This window comes from Comamonas endophytica (assembly GCF_023634805.2).
GTDB classification, from domain to species: domain Bacteria; phylum Pseudomonadota; class Gammaproteobacteria; order Burkholderiales; family Burkholderiaceae_C; genus Comamonas; species Comamonas endophytica.
Genome location: NZ_CP106881.1, coordinates 1,328,972 through 1,348,088, shown reverse-complemented (window position 1 = coordinate 1,348,088; position 19,117 = coordinate 1,328,972). Strand labels below are relative to the sequence as shown.

The 19,117-nt window shown below is 68.8% G+C and carries 13 protein-coding genes and 1 pseudogene; 7 read left to right on the top strand and 7 right to left on the bottom strand.

All coding sequences use genetic code 11. The features are described 5' to 3' along the window. Positions 1 to 52 precede the first annotated feature (52 nt). The 4 genes and pseudogenes from M9799_RS05990 to M9799_RS05975 all read left to right on the top strand — a co-directional run bounded on the left by M9799_RS05990 (position 53) and on the right by M9799_RS05975 (position 5,989). Positions 53 to 490 carry an ATP-binding protein gene (locus M9799_RS05990; RefSeq protein ID WP_231043351.1) on the top strand — a complete coding sequence of 146 codons (438 nt, stop codon included), beginning with the start codon at positions 53 to 55 and terminating at the stop codon, positions 488 to 490. 281 nt (positions 491 to 771) lie between these two features. Beyond that, the gene (locus tag M9799_RS05985) at positions 772 to 1,392 is read left to right on the top strand and encodes a DUF2760 domain-containing protein (RefSeq protein WP_231043352.1); all 621 of its coding nucleotides are present in this window, start codon (positions 772 to 774) and stop codon (positions 1,390 to 1,392) included. Beyond that, a complete protein-coding gene (locus M9799_RS05980; RefSeq protein ID WP_231043353.1) occupies positions 1,389 to 3,239 on the top strand; it encodes an Hsp70 family protein in 1,851 nt (616 codons plus the stop codon). The genes M9799_RS05985 and M9799_RS05980 overlap by 4 nt, the downstream gene beginning before the upstream one ends. A 13-nt stretch (positions 3,240 to 3,252) precedes the next feature. Next, positions 3,253 to 5,989 (top strand): annotated as a pseudogene (locus M9799_RS05975) (Hsp70 family protein). Positions 5,990 to 6,821: 832 nt separating this feature from the next. On the opposite strand, the gene M9799_RS05970 reads toward M9799_RS05975, so the two are convergent. The 4 genes from M9799_RS05970 to M9799_RS05955 all read right to left on the bottom strand — a co-directional run bounded on the left by M9799_RS05970 (position 6,822) and on the right by M9799_RS05955 (position 12,480). Continuing rightward, positions 6,822 to 7,109: a hypothetical protein gene (locus M9799_RS05970; RefSeq protein WP_231043355.1), complete on the bottom strand. Its 288-nt coding sequence runs from the start codon at positions 7,107 to 7,109 to the stop codon at positions 6,822 to 6,824. A gap of 71 nt (positions 7,110 to 7,180) precedes the next feature. After that, the gene (locus M9799_RS05965; RefSeq protein WP_231043356.1) at positions 7,181 to 7,663 is read right to left on the bottom strand and encodes a CreA family protein; all 483 of its coding nucleotides are present in this window, start codon (positions 7,661 to 7,663) and stop codon (positions 7,181 to 7,183) included. 10 nt (positions 7,664 to 7,673) lie between these two features. Next, entirely contained in the window at positions 7,674 to 10,259 is a 2,586-nt protein-coding gene (gene cphA, locus M9799_RS05960) for a cyanophycin synthetase (RefSeq protein WP_231043357.1), read from the bottom strand. Between the two features lie 31 nt (positions 10,260 to 10,290). Next, complete coding sequence (locus M9799_RS05955) at positions 10,291 to 12,480, bottom strand: cyanophycin synthetase (protein WP_231043358.1); 2,190 nt, start codon at positions 12,478 to 12,480, stop codon at positions 10,291 to 10,293. Between the two features lie 203 nt (positions 12,481 to 12,683). Between M9799_RS05955 and M9799_RS05950 the strand changes: the two genes are divergently transcribed. From M9799_RS05950 to M9799_RS05940, 3 genes are all read left to right on the top strand, one after another. After that, the gene (locus M9799_RS05950; RefSeq protein ID WP_231043359.1) at positions 12,684 to 14,993 is read left to right on the top strand and encodes a cyanophycin metabolism-associated ABC transporter; all 2,310 of its coding nucleotides are present in this window, start codon (positions 12,684 to 12,686) and stop codon (positions 14,991 to 14,993) included. Further along, positions 14,986 to 15,471 (top strand): cyanophycin metabolism-associated DUF1854 family protein, encoded by a 486-nt coding sequence (locus M9799_RS05945; protein WP_231043360.1) that lies wholly within the window; start codon positions 14,986 to 14,988, stop codon positions 15,469 to 15,471. The genes M9799_RS05950 and M9799_RS05945 overlap by 8 nt, the downstream gene beginning before the upstream one ends. A gap of 170 nt (positions 15,472 to 15,641) precedes the next feature. After that, on the top strand, positions 15,642 to 16,073 hold the full coding sequence (locus tag M9799_RS05940) for a hypothetical protein (RefSeq protein WP_231043361.1): 432 nt from the start codon (positions 15,642 to 15,644) through the stop codon (positions 16,071 to 16,073). 143 nt (positions 16,074 to 16,216) lie between these two features. Here the strand turns inward: M9799_RS05940 and M9799_RS05935 are convergent, their stop codons facing one another. From M9799_RS05935 to M9799_RS05925, 3 genes are all read right to left on the bottom strand, one after another. Continuing rightward, complete coding sequence (locus M9799_RS05935) at positions 16,217 to 16,609, bottom strand: EF-hand domain-containing protein (RefSeq protein WP_377008628.1); 393 nt, start codon at positions 16,607 to 16,609, stop codon at positions 16,217 to 16,219. A gap of 133 nt (positions 16,610 to 16,742) precedes the next feature. Continuing rightward, on the bottom strand, positions 16,743 to 17,969 hold the full coding sequence (gspF, locus tag M9799_RS05930) for a type II secretion system inner membrane protein GspF (protein WP_231043363.1): 1,227 nt from the start codon (positions 17,967 to 17,969) through the stop codon (positions 16,743 to 16,745). Between the two features lie 89 nt (positions 17,970 to 18,058). Continuing rightward, entirely contained in the window at positions 18,059 to 19,063 is a 1,005-nt protein-coding gene (locus M9799_RS05925) for an LLM class flavin-dependent oxidoreductase (RefSeq protein WP_377007487.1), read from the bottom strand. Between the last annotated feature and the right edge of the window lie 54 nt (positions 19,064 to 19,117).

Here is a 19,117-nt window from a genome sequence, read left to right as displayed (position 1 = left end):
ACGCCGGCGTGCCGCTCACGCTGCTCCATGGCCCTTGACTCTCGAGCTGCTCATGAACAAACCAGTTCCCCTGCGGTGTGATTTGCATGGCTCGGTCCAGGAGCTGCCGGCTTTCTTCGAGCGGCTCGAGGCATGGGCCCGGGAGGGCGGACTGCCGGCGGACCTGGTGGCCAAAATCCAGCTGATGCTCGACGAGTGGCTGAGCAATGTGGCGCTCCATGCCTATGGCGGCGCGGGTGGACCGGTCTCGGTGCAGGTGGAATTCGTGCCGCCGTGCACGCTGGCCTGCGTCGTGCGCGACCACGGCCCCGCATTCGACCCCACGGACATGCCGGCGCCAGACCTGGAAGCCGGCCTGGAGGAAAGGAAGATCGGGGGCTTGGGATTGCATTTCGTGCGTCAGCTGGCCGATGCCTTCTCCTACCGCCGCGATGGTGCGTGCAACGAAATCACGCTGAGCTATTCCGGGGCGTGCAAAAGAAGAATTTAAATGTTTCCAATGTTTCAAAGTGTACTTCGTTCAGCTGGGAAATTGAAAGCGGCAATTCCCCTGGACCCGGACCCAGGCCGCAGCGCCCGCACGGCGGCGAAAAACCTATACACCGCCCCGCCACGTGGCGCAGCCGCGCTGCCGTGCGCAGGGATTCGTTAACATGACCGTCCCTTTTCATGCCGCGGCCCGGGGGCCGCGTGCTCCTGCGGCCAGGCGCCTGCAAAGAGGGCCGCCTTGGCGGCCTGTGCGCCGCCCGCGTTGACGATGGCAGACTGAACATGAACTCCACTCCTCCCTCCTTCCTGTCCCGCATTGCGCTTGCCGTGAGCAGCTTCTTCGCGATCCTGGGCGATGCGCGTTTCGCCGGCAATGTCGCGCGGCTGCGCAGCGGCGAGTCCTTCGCGGCCGATGCCGTTACGCCGGGCGCCGCCGCGCCGGGCGCCGCCGCGCCGGGCGCCGCTGCCGCGCCTGCACCCGCCGCACCTGCCGCACCCGCCGCACCTGCCGCACCCGTGGCCCCTTCCGAAACCAGCGCGCTGCAGCTGCTGGGCCTGCTGCAGCGCGAAGCGCGCTTCGTCGACTTCGTGCAGGAAGACACCACCGGCTACAGCGACGCCGACATCGGCGCCGCCACGCGCGTGGTGCATGCCGGCTGCCGCAAGGTGCTGGCCGAGCATTTCACGCTCGAGCCGGTGCGCAGCGAAATGGAAGGCAGCCGCGTGACGCTGCCCGCGGGCTTCGACGCCACGGCCGTGCGCCTCACCGGCAACGTCGTGGGCCAGGCGCCCTTCACCGGCACGCTGGGCCACCGCGGCTGGCGCGTCAGCGCCACGCGCCTGCCCCAGCTCACCGATGCCAAGGCCGCCAGCGTGATCGCCCAGGCCGAGGTGGAACTGTGAGCGGCGCGCGCTACAGCATCGGCATCGACCTGGGCACGACGCACTGCGCGCTGTCCTGGGTCGACCACGAGGCCAGCGATGGCGACCGCGTGGCGCAGGGCGTGCTCGACATTCCGCAGCTGACCGGCCCGGCCGCCGTCGAGGCCAAGCCGCTGCTGCCCTCCTTTCTCTATCTGCCGCACGAAAGCGAACTCGCGCCCGGCGACCTGGCGCTGCCCTGGGGCGCGCAGCAGGACTTCGCCGTCGGCGAGCTGGCGCGCACGCGCGGCGCGGCCACGCCGATCCGCCTGGTGAGCAGCGCCAAGAGCTGGCTGTGCCACCCCGGCGTGGACCGGCGCGCGCCGCTGCTGCCGGCCGATGCACCCGAGGAGGTGCACCGCGTCTCGCCGCTCACCGCCTCGATCCGCTATCTGTCGCACCTGCGCTGGGCCTGGGAGCAGGCGCACCCCGAGGCGCCCTTCGATGCGCAGGACGTCACGGTGACGATCCCCGCGTCCTTTGACCCCGCGGCGCGTGAACTCACGGCCGAGGCCGCGCGCGCCGCGGGCTTCCAGAACCTGACGCTGCTGGAAGAACCCCAGGCAGCGCTCTATAGCTGGATCCAGGGCAGCGCCGGCGGCTGGCGCAAGCAGGTGAAGTCGGGCGATGTGATCCTGGTGGTCGACGTCGGCGGCGGCACCACCGACCTGTCGCTGATGGCGGTGCTGGAAAACGCCGGCGAGCTGAGCCTGCAGCGCGTGGCCGTCGGCGAGCACATCCTGCTGGGCGGCGACAACATGGACCTGGCGCTGGCCTACGGCGTGGCGCGCAAGCTCGCCGCCGAGGGCCGCCAGCTCGATGCCTGGCAGACGCGCGCGCTGTCCCATGCCTGCCGCGCGGCCAAGGAGGCGCTGCTGAGCGACGCCTCGCTGGGCAGCGTGCCGGTGGTCGTGCCCAGCCGTGGCTCGAAGCTGATCGGCGGGTCCATACGCACCGAAGTCACGCGCGCCGAGCTCATGCAGATCCTGATCGACGGCTTCTTCCCGCAGGTGGCGGTGAGCGACAAGCCCTTGACCCGCGCGCGCGCCGCGCTGACCCAGCTGGGCCTGCCCTACGCGCAGGACGCGGCCGTCACGCGCCACCTCGCGGCGTTTCTCTCGCGCCAGGCCGGCGCCACCGAAGCCATCGAGGGCCTGCAGGGCACGCAGCCCGCGGGCGCAAGTTTCCTGCATCCCTCGGCGGTGCTGTTCAACGGCGGCGTGCTCAAGTCGGGCCTGATTGCCGAGCGTCTGCTGTCGGTGCTGAACGGCTGGCTGGCCGCCGAGGGCGCCGCGCCCGCGCGGCTGCTGGACGGTGCCGACCTCGACCTCGCAGTGGCGCGCGGCGCGGCCTATTTCGGCTATGTGCGCCAGGGCCGCGGCGTGCGCATCCGCGGCGGCGCGGCGCAGTCGTACTACGTGGGCGTGGAGTCCAACATGCCGGCCATCCCGGGCATGGAGCCGCCGCTGTCGGCGCTGTGCCTGGCGCCCTTCGGCATGGAGGAGGGCACCGAGGTCACGCTCGACGCGCAGGAATTCGGGCTGGTCGTGGGCGAGCCGGTGCGGCTGCGCTTCTTTGGCTCCTCGACGCGCCGCAACGACCAGGTGGGGACCCTGCTGGAGTTCTGGGGCCCCGAGGAGCTGGTCGAGCTGCAGGAAATCGAGATCCACCTGCCGGCCCAGGGGCGCGCGCCTGGTGAAGTCGTGGCGGTGCAGCTGCATGCGAGCGTGACGGATATCGGCACGCTGGAATTGCATGCCGTGCCGCTGGGCAGCGACGAACGCTGGAAGGTCGAATTCGACGTCCGCTCCGAAGCTGCCGCGGTCTGAGCGCCAGCCCGCCATGGCGCAATACATCGTCGGCATCGACCTGGGCACCAGCCATACGCTGCTGGCCTATGCGCCGGCCGATGGCAGCGCGCCCGTGGCGCTGCTGCCCATCCCCCAGCGCATCTCGGCCGCGGAGATCGCCGCGCAGCCGCTGCTGCCCTCGCTGCGCTACCAGGCGGGCGAAGGCGAGCTGGCGCCGGATACCCTGCATCAGCCCTGGCCGCCGCTGTTTTCCAGTGAAGCGGCGCCGGCGCTGCTCGGTCGCTATGCGCAGGAGCTGGGCGCGCAGGTGCCGGGACGGCTGGTCAGCAGCGCCAAGAGCTGGCTGTCGCATGCCGGCGTGGACCGCAGCGCGCCGATCCTGCCCTGGGGCGCCCCCGAGGGGGTGCAGAAGATTTCGCCGCTGCAGGCCAGCGCCAGCTATCTGGCACATCTGCGCGCGGCCTGGGATGCGCAGTTTCCCGATGCGCCGCTGGCGCAGCAGGCGCTGGTGCTGACGGTGCCCGCATCGTTCGACGAAGGCGCACGCGCGCTGACGCTGCAAGCCGCGCAGCTCGCCGGCCTGCCGCCGCTGCGCCTGCTGGAGGAGCCGCAGGCCGCGCTGCACGACTGGCTGATGCTGCAGTCGGCGCAGGTCGGCCAGGCGCTGCAGGGCAGCGAATGGCTGCTGGTGGTCGACATCGGCGGCGGCACGACCGACCTGAGCCTGGTGCAGGTCACGCAGACCGGCGGCCTGCCCGAGCTGGCGCGCCGCGGCGTGGGCGCGCACCTGATGCTCGGCGGCGACAACATGGACCTGGCGCTGGCCCATGGGCTCGAGGCCGAACTGGCGGCGCCCCAGCCCCGGTTGTCGGCCACGCGCTTCGCGCAGCTGGTGCAGCGCTGCCGCGCGGCCAAGGAGCAGCTGCTGGCGCCCGACGCGCCCGAAGCCGTCAACGTCACGCTGCTGGGCAGCGGCGCGCAGCTGATGGGCGGGGCGCGTTCGGCGCAGCTGCGGCGCGATGCGGTGCGCGAACAGCTGCTGGAAGGCTTCTTTCCGCTGCAGCCCCGCGATGCACGCCCGCGCCAGCGCCAGGGGGGACTGCTTTCCTGGGGCCTGCCCTATCCCGCCGATGCGGCCATCACGCGCCATCTCGCCGCTTTCCTGCAGGCGCATGCGGACCTGCTGGGCGCCGAAGGCGTGCCCGACAGCGTGCTGTTCAATGGCGGCGTGTTCCACGGCACGGCCATCGCCGAGCGCGTGGTCGAGCAACTGGCGCATTGGCGCGGCGCGCCGGTGCGGGTGCTGGTCAATCCACATCCCGACTGGGCGGTGGCGCGTGGCGCCGTGGCCCATGGCTTGGCGCGCATGCAGCCCGCCGCAGGCGCCGTGCGCATTGGCGGCGGCTCGGCGCGCAGCTATTTCCTGCGGCTCGACGAGGGCGAGGGCCTGCGCGCGATCTGCCTGCTGCCGCAGGGCAGCGAGGAGGGCGTGGCGGTGCGCCTCGAAGGCCAGCGCTTCGCGCTGCGGCTGGGCCAGGCGGTGCGTTTCCATCTGCTGGCATCGACGGCGCTGGGCAATGTGCCTGCCGGCGCGGTCCGCGATCTCGCGGGAGAAGATGTGGTGCACCTGCCGCCGTTGAGCGCGGTGCTGCCCGCGCCGCCGGGGCGCGAGCGCGCCCAGGTCGAGGTGCAGCTGCAGGCGACGATGACCGAGGTCGGCACGCTGCAGGTGCAGTGCGTATCCACGCAGGACCCGGACCAGCGCTGGCCGCTGGAATTCGCGCTGCGCGCAGAAGTCGCGCCCGAGGGCAGTGCCCCTTCGCGCGCAGATGCCACGGCCCGCGCCATCGCGCAGATCGAGCGCATTTTCGGCAGCCACGACCAGAGCGTGGCCGCCAAGGAGGTGCGCCAGCTGCGCGCCGCGCTGGAGAAGATGCTCGGCCCGCGCGAGGGCTGGGACCTGGCGCTGCTGCGCACCTTGTTCGACGCCCTGCTGGCGCGCGCGCCGGCGCCGGCGCACGCCCGAGCATGAACGCAGCTGGCTCAATCTCGCGGGCTATTGCCTGCGCCCGGGAGTGGGCGCGGAACTGGACGAATGGCGCATCGCGCAGGTCTGGGCCTTGCATGGCCAGGGCCTCGCCTACACCCAGGACAGCGGCAACTGGTCCGAATGGTGGATCTTCTGGCGCCGCGCGGCCGCGGGCCTCTGCGAGGCGCAGCAGATGCAGTTGCTCGAAGACGTCGCCGGCCACATGCAGCAGGCGGGGCAGCGCGCGCAGGGCAAGGGCTCGGCGCTGGGCAGCTATGACGACATGGTGCGGCTGTTCGCGGTGATGGAGAACGTGCCCTGGGCCTATCGGCTGGAGATGGGGCAGTGGATGCTCGACCGGCTGCGCAAGCCCGGGGAGCCGCCGCAGACCTGGTGGGCGCTGGGGCGGCTGTGTTCGCGCGTGCCGCTGGGGCCGGCGGGGGCGCACCAGATCATTCCGCCGGAGCAGCTCGATCCCTTTCTCGAGGCCGTGCTGGCGCAGGACTGGCGGCACAACGACAGCGCCATGTTCGCCGCGGTGCAGATGGCGCGCATGACGGGAGACCGGGCGCGGGATCTGAGCGATGCGCAGCGGGCGCCGGTTTTGGCGCGGTTGCAGCAGGTGCGGGCGCCGGCCAACTGGCAGGCGATGGTTGCTGAGGTGGTGGAGCTCGATGCGGTGGAGCAGCGCAGGAGTTTTGGGGAGAGTTTGCCGCCGGGACTTGTGCTGATCGCTTAGGCTTTGCAGTGGGCTGATGCAGTGACAGTCGAGGCTTTTCTTTCAGAGGCCGGGTTTCGGCCCAGCAGCCGACTCACTTTTCTTGCTCGCACAAGATTGGGCTGGTTTTCCTCTGCGAGACCTTGTGCATGCGCGGCGTGATTTGCTTACAGCATGCCGTTGCCACGGGCAGGAGCCGGGTTTCGGCCCGGCGGCCGACTTACTTTTCTTGCCCGCACAAGAAAAGTAAGCAAAAGAATCGGCGGGGGCGCCCAGCCCCAGCTGTCTGCGACCCTCCGCTGCGCTCCGGGCAATCTGCCGTGCTCGGTCCCGGGCTGCACCGCGGAACTCGCTATGCGACTACGGCTAGGCGCCCCCGCCGCTCCGCTCGGACAACCGCGGTGAGTCAGTTTACGAAGCCTCCGTGCCCTTTGGCACTCCGGCCAGCCCGAGCCCTGCGCGCGGCAGGGCTCGGCGCCCCCGCGCAGACAGATGGGCGGGGCCCGGGAGCGGGATAGCTTCTTTAGGGCTTAGAGGTTGTTGGGCCATCTCTGTAACGAGCCCTTGCGGATAACACCGTTCGTCCTGAGCTTGTCGAAGGATGAAGGGCCTACGGTCCAATTTTGAGGACGGGCCGTCCATGGTTCGACAGGCTCACCACGAACGGTTTACATCCGTTCGTCCTGAGCTTGTCGAAGGATGAAGGGCCTACGGTCCATTTTGAGGACGGGCCGTCCATGGTTCGACAGGCTCACCACGAACGGTTTTACATCCGTTCGTCCTGAGCTTGTCGAAGGATGAAGGGCCTGTACTCCAGTTCGACTGAGGCTTGTCCAAAGGGCAACGGGTCGTATCAAGCCGCCCGAGGATTGTTCTTAGGATCCAGCCTCCGCGCCTCATGGTTGCGCGCATCCGTATCCTTCTGCCCGCTCACCACATCATCATGCGCCTGGCGCATCTGCGCATCGGGCTCGCCATGGGTCATGTCGACCGATTCGTCGCGCTCGTGGGGCAGCTTGGGCGTTTCCACCGCGGTGTCGTCTTTTTCGCGGTCGGTGGTGTTGACGGTGCGCGGCGACTGGATGGTCGAGCCGGCGCGGTCTTCTGCTGGTGGATCCTGGGTTTCGCGGGGCAGGGGCATGGTTCTTTTCCTGGTGAAAGCAATGACCCCATGCTAGGCCCCATGCCGCGTCCGCGCTGTAGGCGGCGAGGCTACTTGCGCACCGGAATCGGCGTTGCCGCAGGCACCGGCACGGCCGTGACGCTGTTTTGCGGCGAGCCCTCGATCACGCGGTCGGTGTAGGTCATGTAGACCAGCGTGTTGCGCTTCGTGTCGAGCATGCGCACCACGCGCAGGCGCTTGAACAGCAGCGAGGAGCGCTCGCTGAACACCTCCTCCTGCTGTTGCAGCGGCTCGGCAATGGCGATGGCGCCGGTCTGGTGGCAGCTGATCGAGGCCTCGGCGCGGTCCTCGGCCAGGCCCAGGCCGCCCTTGATGCCGCCGGTGCGTGCGCGCGAGACATAGCAGGTCACGCCGCGCACCTTGGGGTCGTCATAGGCATCGACCACGATCTTGTGGTCCGGGCCGATGAGCTTGAACACGGTGTCGACCGAGCCGATGGTCTCGGCCCGGGCCGCGCCGCAGCCGGCGAATGCCAGCAGCAGCAGGGCCTTCGAAAGAAGAGGGCGCGCCATGGCCGTCCGCTCAGGCAGCGGTTTCCGCCGCTGCGGCGTCCACGCGCTGCTGCAGATGCGCCAGCGCCAGCTCGACCTGGTCGATCAGCACCAGGCACAGGTCGCCGGGCTGCAGGCGCTCCAGCGCGTGGTCGATGGCCACGAACTCGCCCTGGATCTCCGCGACATAGCTGGTGCGGGTGGCGCCGGCCAGGCCCTGCTGCAGCAGCTGCAGCACCTCGCCGTCGGCGCGGCCGCGCTGGCAGGCGTCCTGGTAGAGGATGACATCGTCGAAGGCCTGGCCCAGGATCCTGGTCTGCTCGCTGATGTCCTGGTCGCGCCGGTCGCCAGCGCCGCTGATCACCACGCTGCGCTTCTTCGCCGGCATGCCCTCGACGGCCTGCACCAGCGCACGCATCGCATCCGGATTGTGGCCGTAGTCGGCAATGATGGTCGCGCCGCGGTAGTCCATGACATTGAAGCGGCCGGGCGCGTTGTCGCTGTCGTTGACGAAGCCGGACAGGCCGCGGCGGATGGTTTCCCAGGGCAGGTTGGCGCCCCAGGCCGCGGCCGTGGCGGCCATGACGTTCTCGACTTGGAAACCGATGGTGCCGGCGCGCGTGATCGGCACGTCGCGCAGCGGAATGGTCTCGCGCCACGAGCCCTCGGCCGCGACGATCGAGTCGCCATCGACATAGACCACGCGGTTGCCCTGCGCGCGGTGCGTGGCCATGACCGGGTGGTGGCGGTCGGCCGCGAAGTAGATGATCTTGCCGGGGCAGACGGTGGCCATGGCCGAGACATGCGGGTCGATGGCGTTGAGCACGCCATAGCCCGTGGGCGCGACGTTCTGCACGATGACGCGCTTGAGCACTGCCAGGTCCTCGACGGTGGTGATGAAGTTCAGGCCCAGGTGGTCGCCTTCGCCCACATTCGTCACCACGGCAACCTGGCAGCGGTCGAAGCCCAGGCCCTCGCGCAGGATGCCGCCGCGCGCGCATTCCAGCACCGCGGCATCGACCTCGGGGTGCGCCAGCACGTTGCGCGCGCTGCGCGGGCCCGAGCAGTCGCCGCTGTCGATCTGGCGGCCGTTGACATAGACGCCATCGGTGTTGGTCATGCCCACGCGCAGGCCATGCGCCGCGAACAGGTGGCCGATGATGCGCGCCGTCGTGGTCTTGCCATTGGTGCCGGTGACGGCAATGACCGGGATGCGGCCGTCTTGACCATTGGCAAACAACTGGTCGACCATGGGCACGCCGACGTTGCGCGGCTTGCCGAAGGAGGGCGCGAGGTGCATGCGCAGGCCGGGCGCGGCATTGACCTCGACCACGCCGCCGTTCTGCTCCTCGAGCGGGCGCAGCATGGTTTCGCAGACCACGTCCACGCCGCAGATGTGCAGGCCGATGGTCTGCGCCGCCTCGACCGCACGCGCCGCGATCTCGGGGTGCACGTCATCCGTGACGTCGGTGGCGCTGCCGCCGGTCGAGAGGTTGGCGTTGTTGCGCAGCACCACGCGCTGGCCCTGGGCCGGCACCGATTCGGGCGTCAGCCCCTCGGCGGCGATGTGCGCCACCGCGATGTCGTCCAGGCGGATCTTGGTCAGCGCCGTGCCATGGCCCGTGCCGCGGCGCGGGTCCTGGTTGACGATGTCGACCAGCTCGCGCACCGTGTGCTGGCCGTCGCCCAGCACCTGGGGCGGCTCGCGGCGCGCGGCCGCGACCAGCTGGTCGCCGACGACCAGCAGGCGGAAGTCGTGGCCGGGCAGGAAACGCTCGACCATCACCGTGCCGTACTTGGCGGCGGAGGCATAGGCCGAAGCGAGCTGGCTGCGCTCGGTCAGGTTGACCGTCACGCCCTTGCCCTGGTTGCCGTCCTGCGGCTTGACCACGACCGGCAGGCCGACTTCCAGCGCGACCTCCCAGGCTTCGTCCACCGACTCGACCGGGCGGCCCAGCGGCACCGGCACGCCGGCCGAGTGCAGCAGGCGCTTGGTCAGGTCCTTGTCCTGGGCGATGGATTCGGCCACGGCGCTGGTGCTGTCGAGCTCGGCCGCCTGGATGCGGCGCGCCTTCGCGCCCCAGCCCAGCTGCACCAGCGAGCCCGTGGTCAGGCGCCGGAAGGGAATGCCGCGCGCCACGGCGGCATCGACGATGGCGCCCGTCGAGGGGCCGATGCGTTCGTCCTCATCGAGTTCGCGCAGGGCATTGATCGCCGCCGCGGAGTCGAACGCGGTGTCGTTCATCGCGGCCTGCACCAGCTCCAGCCCCTTTTCCATGGCCAGCCGGCCCACGGCTTCCTCGGTGTACTCGACGATCACCTGGAAGGTGCGGTCTTCCAGCGTGGCATGGGTGCGGCTGAAGGTCACGGGGCAGCCGGCCTGGGCCTGCAGCGACAGGGCCGCCACTTCCAGCACATGCGCCAGCGACAGGCGCTGGTCGGCGCCATGCGGCTGCAGCGGGGCGATGGTGGGAAAGCGCGCGCGCAGCTTCTCCTCGAAGCCGGCAATCGCGGTGTAGCACTGCTCGTTGTCTTCGCACTGCACGATGGCTTCGATGGCGGTGCTGCGGGTCCAGAGGTTGGGGCCACGCAGGGCGCGGATGCGGGTGATGTGCATAGTCGGTTCTTCTTTCAGAAGGCGGGCCGGTTCAGGCCGGGGCGCCGGTCGTCGTGGAGTATTCGAAGGTCTTGATGCCGGCACCGATCAGGTCGGGCGAGATGTCCAGCGCCCAGGCGGTGGCGATCGCGGCCAGCAGCGCCGGCGTGTCGGGGCGGCGGCCGCCGGGCAGCGCCAGCGCGTCCAGCGTGCCGAGCACCCGCTCCTGCGCGCCGGTGGCCAGCACCACGTTGCTGCCCTTGACCAGCACCGCGCGCCGGCCGTCATTGTCCTGGCGGTGCGCCGCCACCACGGCGTTGTCCGCGTCCAGCGAATAGAGGATCACCTCGCCGTCGCAGAGCTCGGCCAGCTCGGCCACCTCGGGCAGGTCGGCATTGAGCACGCCCGCGCCATGCGCGAGCACCACGTCGATCTGCGTGCGGATCACGCGGCGCATCTGGCCGGCTTCGTGCACATCGTGGTCGGCCAGCGCCTCGTAGCCGTCCATGTCGGTGACCACGCCGATCAGGCAGCGGTCATAGGCCAGGCCTTCCTCCAGGATCGAGCGCGAGGTGGTCTGGATCACCGCGGCCTCGGCCAGGCGGTTGGTCAGCAGGCGGTGCGCGCCGGCCCAGTTCGCGGTGTCGGTCTTCTGCGTCTGGCGGTTGGCGAGGAACATGCCCTCGCTGCTGGCCACGCCGGTGCGCCTGCCCGACAGCTGCAGCAGCCAGCCGACCAGGCGCGCGATGAATGCGTTCTCGCGCGTGCCGACGATGCCGACGACGGGAATGCGCCCGGCGTCGTTGTCTTCCTCGGTGCGCGGGAACAGGTGGTCGGCAATGGCCATGCCCACGGGGCGCGGCGCGCCATGGGTGGGCTTCAGATGCATGAGCAGGCCCGGGCCGGCGTTGACCTCCAGGATCGCGCCCTGGCCCTGCATCGGCTGCGACACATCCTTGAGGATCATGTCCATGCCGGCGATGTCCAGCCCGACGATCTTCGCCGCCAGCGCCGCGTAGTAGGCGACGTCCGGGTGCACGTCGTCGGTGCAGTCGATGGCCATGTTGCCGTTGCGCTGCAGCAGCACCGCCTGGCCCTTGGGAATGACGGAATCGGGGGTGACGTTCTGGCGCTTGAGCTCGAGCTTCACGGCGCCGGCCTGCAGGTTGATCCAGTCCAGCGGATATTCCTGCTCCGGGCCGCGGCGCGGGTCCTGGTTGAGCACGTCGACCAGTTCGCCCAGCGTGGCCGTGCCGTTGCCGTAGACGCTCACGGTCTCGCCCTTGGTGGCTGCAACGACCTTGCCGCCCACGACCAGGATGCGGTGCTCGATGCCGTCGATGAACTTCTCGACGATCACGTCCGAGCCTTCGGGCTCGGCCAGGGCAAAAGCGGCCTTGATGTCGGCCTCGTCATGCAGCTCCAGCGTCACGCCGCGCGCATGGTTGCCGTCCGAGGGCTTCACCGTGACGGGCGTGCCGATCTCCTGCGCGACCTCCCAGGCCTCATCGGCGCTGGCCACGATCTGGCCCTCGGGCACGGGCACGCCGCAGGCGGCCAGCAGGCGCTTGGTGAAGTCCTTGTCCTGGGCGATGCCTTCGGCGATCGCGCTGGTCTGGTCGGACTCGGCCGTCCAGATGCGGCGCTGCGCCGCGCCGTAGCCCAGCTGCACCAGGTTGCCATCGTTCAGGCGGATGTGCGGGATGCGGCGCTCGGCCGCGGCATCGACGATGCAGCCGGTCGAGGGGCCCAGATAGCGGTCGTTGATCGCCGTCTTGATCGCATGGATCGCCGGCTTGAGATCGAAGGGTTCGTCGTTGATCGCCGCCATCAGCAGCTGATGGCCCTTCTCCAGCGCCACGCGCGCCACCGCTTCCTCGGGGCAGCGGAACACCATGCGGTAGACGCCGCGCCGCGAGATCTCGCGTGTCTGGCCGAACTCGGCGGGCAGGCCGGCGAGGTTGAGCAGCTCGATGATCACATGCTCGAGCACATGGCCCATCCAGGTGCCGCCCTCGAGCCGCTGGATGAAGCCGCCGCGCTCGCCCACGCCGCAGGTGTGCTCGATCAGGTCGGGCAGCCAACTGGTCAGGCGTTCGTTGAGTCCGGGAATCTTGTTGGATGGAAAGTCTTCGAGCTCCCCCAGGTCCAGCCACACCTCGAGTACGGGGCGATAGGTCCAGACACTGGGGCCTCGCAGGAAGGTGGTGCGCAAGAGTTGGATGTCGTTGAGTTTCGCCATGTCATTCAGCGGATAGAAAGGGGAGGCAGCAGGATGACATATCCTGCCCGGAAATGAGAGGCATTGTGACGGTTGTCAGCCTGATCGCGGGCTCGCGCGTTGAGCAATGGGTAACAAGTATCGGGCGTTGCCGCGTTTACCATGCCGCCACGGTGGTCCGTATGAGTCTTGGAGCCGCCAGCGGCAGAGGAAAATAATTCAACATGCAACATCACCATACTGTGGACGCTTCGGCAGTCTTTGCCGGCCCCCTGGGGGACGAACTGCGAGCGAAGCTCGCTTCTGATGAGAACGTCCTGGCCATCGTCCCGGTTGACCTGAGCACGGATCTGCAGTTTGGCAACGGCCTATTGGCCCTGACGCAGAAAAGGTTGCTGGCCTGCGATCCGCAGTCCCACCAGTGGTGCGAATGGCCGCTGGCCGTCGATCAGAACCTGCGCCTGCAGGACCATGGCGGGGTCGGGCATCTGGCGCTGCACGACCACGACGCGCGCCTGGCGCACTGGTACATCACGCTCACCCACCAGGCTGCCATGGTGCTGCTGCAGCAGCAGTTCGACCGCCAGCGCGAGCGCATCGCGCGCCAGCAGGCCTATAGCGCGGTGGAGGACGAGGAGACCGCGCACTGCCCGGCCTGCCACGCCACGCTGCCGCCCGACACCGACGAATGCCCGGCCTGCGCGCGCCAGCAGGCGCCCCAGACCTCGACCTGGGTGCTGCTGCGCCTGTGGCGCTTCGCCAAGCCCTACCAGGGCCAACTGCTGCTGGGCTTCCTACTGACGCTGGCCACCACCTGCGCGCAGTTGGTCGCACCGTATCTGACCATTCCGCTGATGGACAAGATCCTGATCCCGTTCCAGAACGGCGAGCAGATCGATCCGGGGCTAGTGACTTTCTACCTGGGCGCGCTGCTGGTCTCGGCGCTCGCGGCCTGGGCGCTGGGCTGGGCGCGCACCTTCGTGCTGGCCAAGGTCTCCGAGCGCATCGGCGCCAACCTGCGCACCACGACCTACAACCACCTGCTGACGCTGTCCGTCGACTACTACGGCAGCAAGCGCACCGGCGACCTGATGGCACGCATCGGCGCCGAAACCGACCGCATCAACCTGTTTCTGTCGCTCAACGCGCTGGATTTCGCCACCGACGTGCTGATGATCATCATGACCTCGGTCATCCTGTTCTCGATCAATCCCTGGCTGGCGCTGGTCACGCTGGTGCCGCTGCCCTTCATTGCCTGGATGATCCACCTGGTGCGCGACCGCCTGCGCACCGGCTTCGAGAAGATCGACCGCGTGTGGTCCGAAGTCACCAACGTGCTGGCCGACACCATTCCCGGCATCCGCGTCGTCAAGGCCTTCGCCCAGGAGCGGCGCGAGGCCGCGCGTTTCGAGGAGGCCAACCAGATCAACCTCGAAGCCAACGACAAGGTCAACAGGACCTGGTCGCTGTTCACCCCCACGGTGACGCTGCTGACCGAGATCGGCCTGCTCGTGGTGTGGGCCTTCGGCATCTACCTCGTGGCCGGCGGCTCGATCACCGTCGGCGTGCTCACGGCTTTCATTGCCTACATCGGCCGCTTCTACACCCGGCTGGACTCGATGAGCCGCATCGTGTCGGTGACGCAGAAGGCCGCGGCCGGCGCCAAGCGCATCTTCGACATCCTGGACCACGTGAGCAACGTGCCCCAGCCCGCCAACCCGGTGAAGATGGAGCGCGTGCAGGGCGCGATCACCATGCAGGACGTGGGCTTTCGCTACGGCAGCCGCAGCGTGATCAAGCACCTGGACCTGCACATCCAGCCCGGCGAGATGATCGGCCTGGTGGGCCACAGCGGCTCGGGCAAGAGCACGCTGGTCAATCTGATCTGCCGCTTCTTCGACGTCTCGGGCGGCTCCATCCAGCTCGACGGCGTGGACGTGCGCCGCATCGCGGTCTCCGACTACCGGCGCAACATCGGCCTGGTGCTGCAGGAACCCTTCCTGTTCTTCGGCACCATTGCCGAGAACATCGCCTATGGCAAACCGGACGCGACGCGCGCCGAGATCGTGGCCGCGGCGCGCGCCGCGCACGCGCATGAATTCATCCTGCGCCTGCCCCAGGGCTACGACTCGCTGGTCGGCGAGCGCGGCCAGAGCCTGTCGGGCGGCGAGCGCCAGCGCATCAGCATCGCGCGCGCGCTGCTGATCGACCCGCGCATCCTGATCCTCGACGAAGCGACCTCGGCCGTGGACACCGAGACCGAAAAGGAAATCCAGAAGGCGCTGGACAACCTGGTGCAGGGCCGCACCACGATCGCCATCGCCCACCGCCTGTCGACGCTGCGCAAGGCCGACCGCCTGGTGGTCATGGACCGCGGCGAGATCGTCGAGGTCGGCCCGCACGACGAGCTGATCGCGCAGCGCGGCGCCTACTGGCGCCTGTACGAAGCCCAGGCGCGCCGCGCCGAAGAAGATGCGCAGGCCGCGGGCCTGGTGCTGCAAACCCCGGTGATCAAGGACCAGAGCCATGCGTGAAACATCCATTCAAACCCCGCTGGACCTGCAGCGCGACGCCCATGGCTGCCTGGTGCTGACGCTGGCCGACGGCACGCGCCATGTGGGCGTGGTGCCGGTGCGCGCCTTCCCGATGGCGGCGCCCGAGGAGGGCCTGTCGCTGATGCGCAGCGACGGCAAGGAGGCGCTGTGGATCGCGCACATGGGCCAGCTGCAGCCGGCCGTGCGGGCGCTGATCGAGCAGGAGCTGGCGGCGCGCGAATTCGTGCCGACCATCCTGAGGATCCGCAGCGTCTCGGGCTTTTCCACGCCCAGCACCTGGGATGTCGATACCGATCGGGGGCCCACCCAACTGGTACTCAAGGCCGAGGAAGACATCCGCAAGCTGCACGGCCGCACCCGGCTGCGCATTGCCGGCAGCGACGGCCTGCAGTTCGCGGTGCCCGACACCGGCGCGCTGGACCGCGCCTCGCAGCGCCTGCTGGAACGATTTCTATAGCATCCGTCCCAGGCCTGGCATGGGCTGCGCCGGGGCGGTGAAATTTCTGCAAATGGATACAAGTTTTGCTGCAGAAATTGCTTTATTTTTTGCCGGTGCTGCCGATAAGGTTACGAAGGCGGGAAGTTATCGCCGTTTGCCACCATTTTTGAGCCACCGAAGGATGCACCATGTCAATCAACCCCATCGATCGATCGTCTGCCTGGCGACCTCAGGGCGCTGATTTGTACTCGACCGGCGCCTCGGGCGCGGTCCCGGTGCGTCCCGTCAACCCCGTGACCCCGGTGGAATCCGTGGACCGCCTGGGCGAAGGCGCGATTCCGCGCGAGCCCGGCCAGCCCGAAGTGACCGACCAGTCCAACCGCGACTGGACCGTTGTCGAGGAGAAAAAGCAGGTCGAGGAAGTGGAGGAGCCGCCCAAGGAGCCGATCCACAAGCAGCTCATCGAGCATCTGCAGTCGATGTGGCGCGCCAGCGCAATGGTGGTCGAGCAGGCGGAACAGGTCAACAAGGCCGACGAGGTCGAACGCAACAAACTGCTGGTGAAGGAGGAGCCGTTGACCTATTCGGAGCCGAAGATCAAGAGGACGCAGGGGCTTTGAGGCGCGAATAAACTTCTCCGTAGGGCCGGGCCGTTCATGGTTCGACAGGCTTACCACGAACGGTTTTAATCGATCGCCCTGAGCCTGACGAAACCGTTCGTCCTGAGCCTGTCGAAGGATGAAGGGCCCCCGTACAAACGCGCCTACTTCTTCCCCGCCGCTTCCTGCTCAGCCGCCTTTGCCGCAGCCCGCTCCGCCCGGTACTGCACCGCGAACACCTCCACCTCCGCAAACGACACGAAGCCATCCTTGTCGGTATCCGCGGTATCGAAGGCCGCGGCCAGGCGCGGGAACAGCGCGACTTCGGCGCGGCTGAGCTTGCCGTCCTTGTTGAAATCCAGCATCTGGAAATCGCGCCGCGCCTTGATCTCGCCCTTGGTCAGGGGCGCATGGGCGGCCGCGTCGGCCGCCGCTGCGGCTTCCTCCGGCACCCCGGGCTGTGCCAGGCTCAGGCCGCAGGCGGTCAGCAGGACCAACCCGCCGAGCAAGCCGGCCATGCGTTGCGAAAGCAATGAAGAGGTAGAGATATTTGCCATACGGGCCATATTGCCACGGCTCGCCAGGCCATGGGCACGCAATGCGCAATCACCTCGATTCACGCTGCTTGCGGTTCGTTGCAGATGTTTCGAGGTGCGATGCGTGCCGATAGCGGACCCATGGCCCGGATGCCTACTTGACGAACTGGTTCAGCTCGATGATCGGCATCAGCACCGCCAGCACGATCAGCATGACCACCAGCCCCATCACCACGATCAGCAGCGGCTCGAGGATCGTCGCCAGATGCATGGCGCGGCGCTGCACCTCGGTGGACAGCTGGTTGGCCGCACGCTGCAGCATGACCGGCAGCTGCCCGGTCTGCTCGCCCAGGCGCGCAAACATCGCCAGCAGCCCGGGAAAGCGTTTCTTGGCCAGGGCCGAGGCCAGCGGCGCGCCTTCGCGCACCAGCACCAGCGCGTCCAGCGCGTCCGCGCGCAACGCGCGGTTGCCCAGGGTTTCGGCGGCGGCCTGCAGCGCGCGCAGGATCGGCACGCCCGCGCCGGCGAGCATCGCCAGCGTGCTGGCAAAGCGCGCGGCGTTGTAGCTGCGCGCCAGCCGCCCGATCAGCGGCAGCCGCAGCCAGGCCGCATCGAAGCGCTCGCGCGTGGCCGGAATGCGCAGCAGATGGCGCACGATCAGCGCCGCGGCCACCAGCGCGCCCAGCATGAACCAGCCGTACTGGCGCACGAAATCGCTGATGGCCAGCAGCCCCACGGTGAGCATCGGCAGCGCGCGCTTGGTGCCGACGAACACGCCCGCCACCTGCGGCACGACATAGCTCACCAGGAACAGCACGATCACGATGGCCACCAGCGAGACGATGGCCGGATAGAGCGAGGCGCCGATCAGCTTGGACTGCAGCGCCTGGCGCGCCTCGAGGTCGTCGGCCAGGCTGGCGAGCACCAGGCCCAGGCTGCCGCTCGATTCGCCCGCGCCAATCACTGCGCAATAGATTTCGGAGAACTCGCGCGGATGCTGCTGCAGCGCACGCGAAAAGGTCGAACCGGCATTGACTTCGGCGCGAAGGGTTGCCAGCAGGTGATGCTGGCGCTGGTCCTCGGCTTCGTCGGCCAGGGCGCTCAGCGCACGCTCCAGCGGCAGGCCCGAGGTCACCAGCCCGGAGAGCTGGCGCGTCCAGACCGAGAGCGCGGCGGCATTGAATACCGGCCGCGTGAACCAGCGCTCCTGCCAGCCCATTTCCGTGCCAGGCGCGGCGCCCGAGCCCAGCGGCAGCACGGCGATGGGCACCAGTGCCTGGGCACGCAGCAGGTTGCGTGCGGATTTGGGCGTATCGGCCTCGAGCGTTCCCTTGCGGGAGGCGCCCTGGGCGTCGATGGCTTCATACGAAAAGGCTGGCATGGGAAAAGGCGCGCTGAAGGAATCCGGCAATGTTAGCCGTTGCCGATGACATTCCCGATACGCGTGGACCCCAGTGCCGGGCCATGCCTTCAGCCGGCCATGGCCTGGGCGGCGATCTCCAGCGAACGCAGACGAAGTTCCGGGTCGTAGACATCGCTGACCAGCATGAATTCATCGGCCTGGGTGGACTGCGCCACGGCCTGGAAATGCTCGCGCACGGTCTCGCGGCTGCCCACGACGCCCATGCGCAGGAAGTCGTGGATCGCCGCGCTTTCCGAGGGCGACAGCTGCGCCGCGTAGTTCTCGGTCGGCGGCTGCAGCCGCGTGCGCTGGCCGGTCAGGATGCCCAGGATGCGCTGGTAGGTGCTGCTGGCCAGGAACTCGGCTTCCTCGTCGGTGGGCGCGGCCACGACCGGGATGCCGACGATCGCATAGGGCTTGGCCAGCGTGGCCGAGGGGCGGAAGAGCTCGCGGTACAGGTCCAGCGCCTGGTGCAGCATGCGCGGCGCGAAGTGCGAGGCAAAGGCATAGGGCAGGCCCATGTGCGCGGCCAGCTGCGCCGAGAACAGGCTCGAGCCCAGCAGCCAGATGGGCACATTGGTGCCCGCGCCCGGCATGGCGATGATGCGCTGGCCGGGCGTGGCCGGGCCCAGCAGCTGCTGCAGCTCGGCCACGTCGCGCGGGAAGTCCTGTTCGGTTTCCACGCGGTCGCGGCGCAGCGCGCGCATCGTCGGCCCATCGGTGCCGGGGGCGCGGCCCAGGCCCAGGTCGATGCGGCCGGGATAGAGTTCGGCCAGCGTGCCGAAGGCTTCGGCCACGACCAGCGGTGCATGGTTGGGCAGCATGATGCCGCCCGAACCCACGCGGATGCTTTTGGTGCCGCCCGCGATATGGCCGATCAGCACGGCGGTGGCCGAACTGGCGATGCCCGGCATGTTGTGGTGCTCGGCCAGCCAGTAGCGGGTGAAACCCAGCTCCTCGGCCTTCTGCGCGGTGCGCAGCGCGGTGTCCAGCGCCTGGCCGACGCTGGCGCCTTCGCGCACGGCGACGAGATCGAGCAGGGAAAGGCGGATGTCTTGGAGGTTCTTCAGCATGCGGCCCATTCTGTCAGTTATTCATCGAGGCCGCATGGGCCGGCAAAGCCGACA

Coding starts and splice junctions, on each gene's coding strand:
- M9799_RS05990 (WP_231043351.1), top strand. CDS start 53: ATGAACAAACCAGTTCCCCTGCGGTGTGATTTGCATGGCTCGGTCCAG.
- M9799_RS05985 (WP_231043352.1), top strand. CDS start 772: ATGAACTCCACTCCTCCCTCCTTCCTGTCCCGCATTGCGCTTGCCGTG.
- M9799_RS05970 (WP_231043355.1), bottom strand. CDS start 7,109: ATGCCCCTGCCCCGCGAAACCCAGGATCCACCAGCAGAAGACCGCGCC.
- M9799_RS05965 (WP_231043356.1), bottom strand. CDS start 7,663: ATGGCGCGCCCTCTTCTTTCGAAGGCCCTGCTGCTGCTGGCATTCGCC.
- cphA (WP_231043357.1), bottom strand. CDS start 10,259: ATGCACATCACCCGCATCCGCGCCCTGCGTGGCCCCAACCTCTGGACC.
- M9799_RS05955 (WP_231043358.1), bottom strand. CDS start 12,480: ATGGCGAAACTCAACGACATCCAACTCTTGCGCACCACCTTCCTGCGA.
- M9799_RS05950 (WP_231043359.1), top strand. CDS start 12,684: ATGCAACATCACCATACTGTGGACGCTTCGGCAGTCTTTGCCGGCCCC.
- M9799_RS05945 (WP_231043360.1), top strand. CDS start 14,986: ATGCGTGAAACATCCATTCAAACCCCGCTGGACCTGCAGCGCGACGCC.
- M9799_RS05940 (WP_231043361.1), top strand. CDS start 15,642: ATGTCAATCAACCCCATCGATCGATCGTCTGCCTGGCGACCTCAGGGC.
- M9799_RS05935 (WP_377008628.1), bottom strand. CDS start 16,609: ATGGCAAATATCTCTACCTCTTCATTGCTTTCGCAACGCATGGCCGGC.
- gspF (WP_231043363.1), bottom strand. CDS start 17,969: ATGCCAGCCTTTTCGTATGAAGCCATCGACGCCCAGGGCGCCTCCCGC.
- M9799_RS05925 (WP_377007487.1), bottom strand. CDS start 19,063: ATGCTGAAGAACCTCCAAGACATCCGCCTTTCCCTGCTCGATCTCGTC.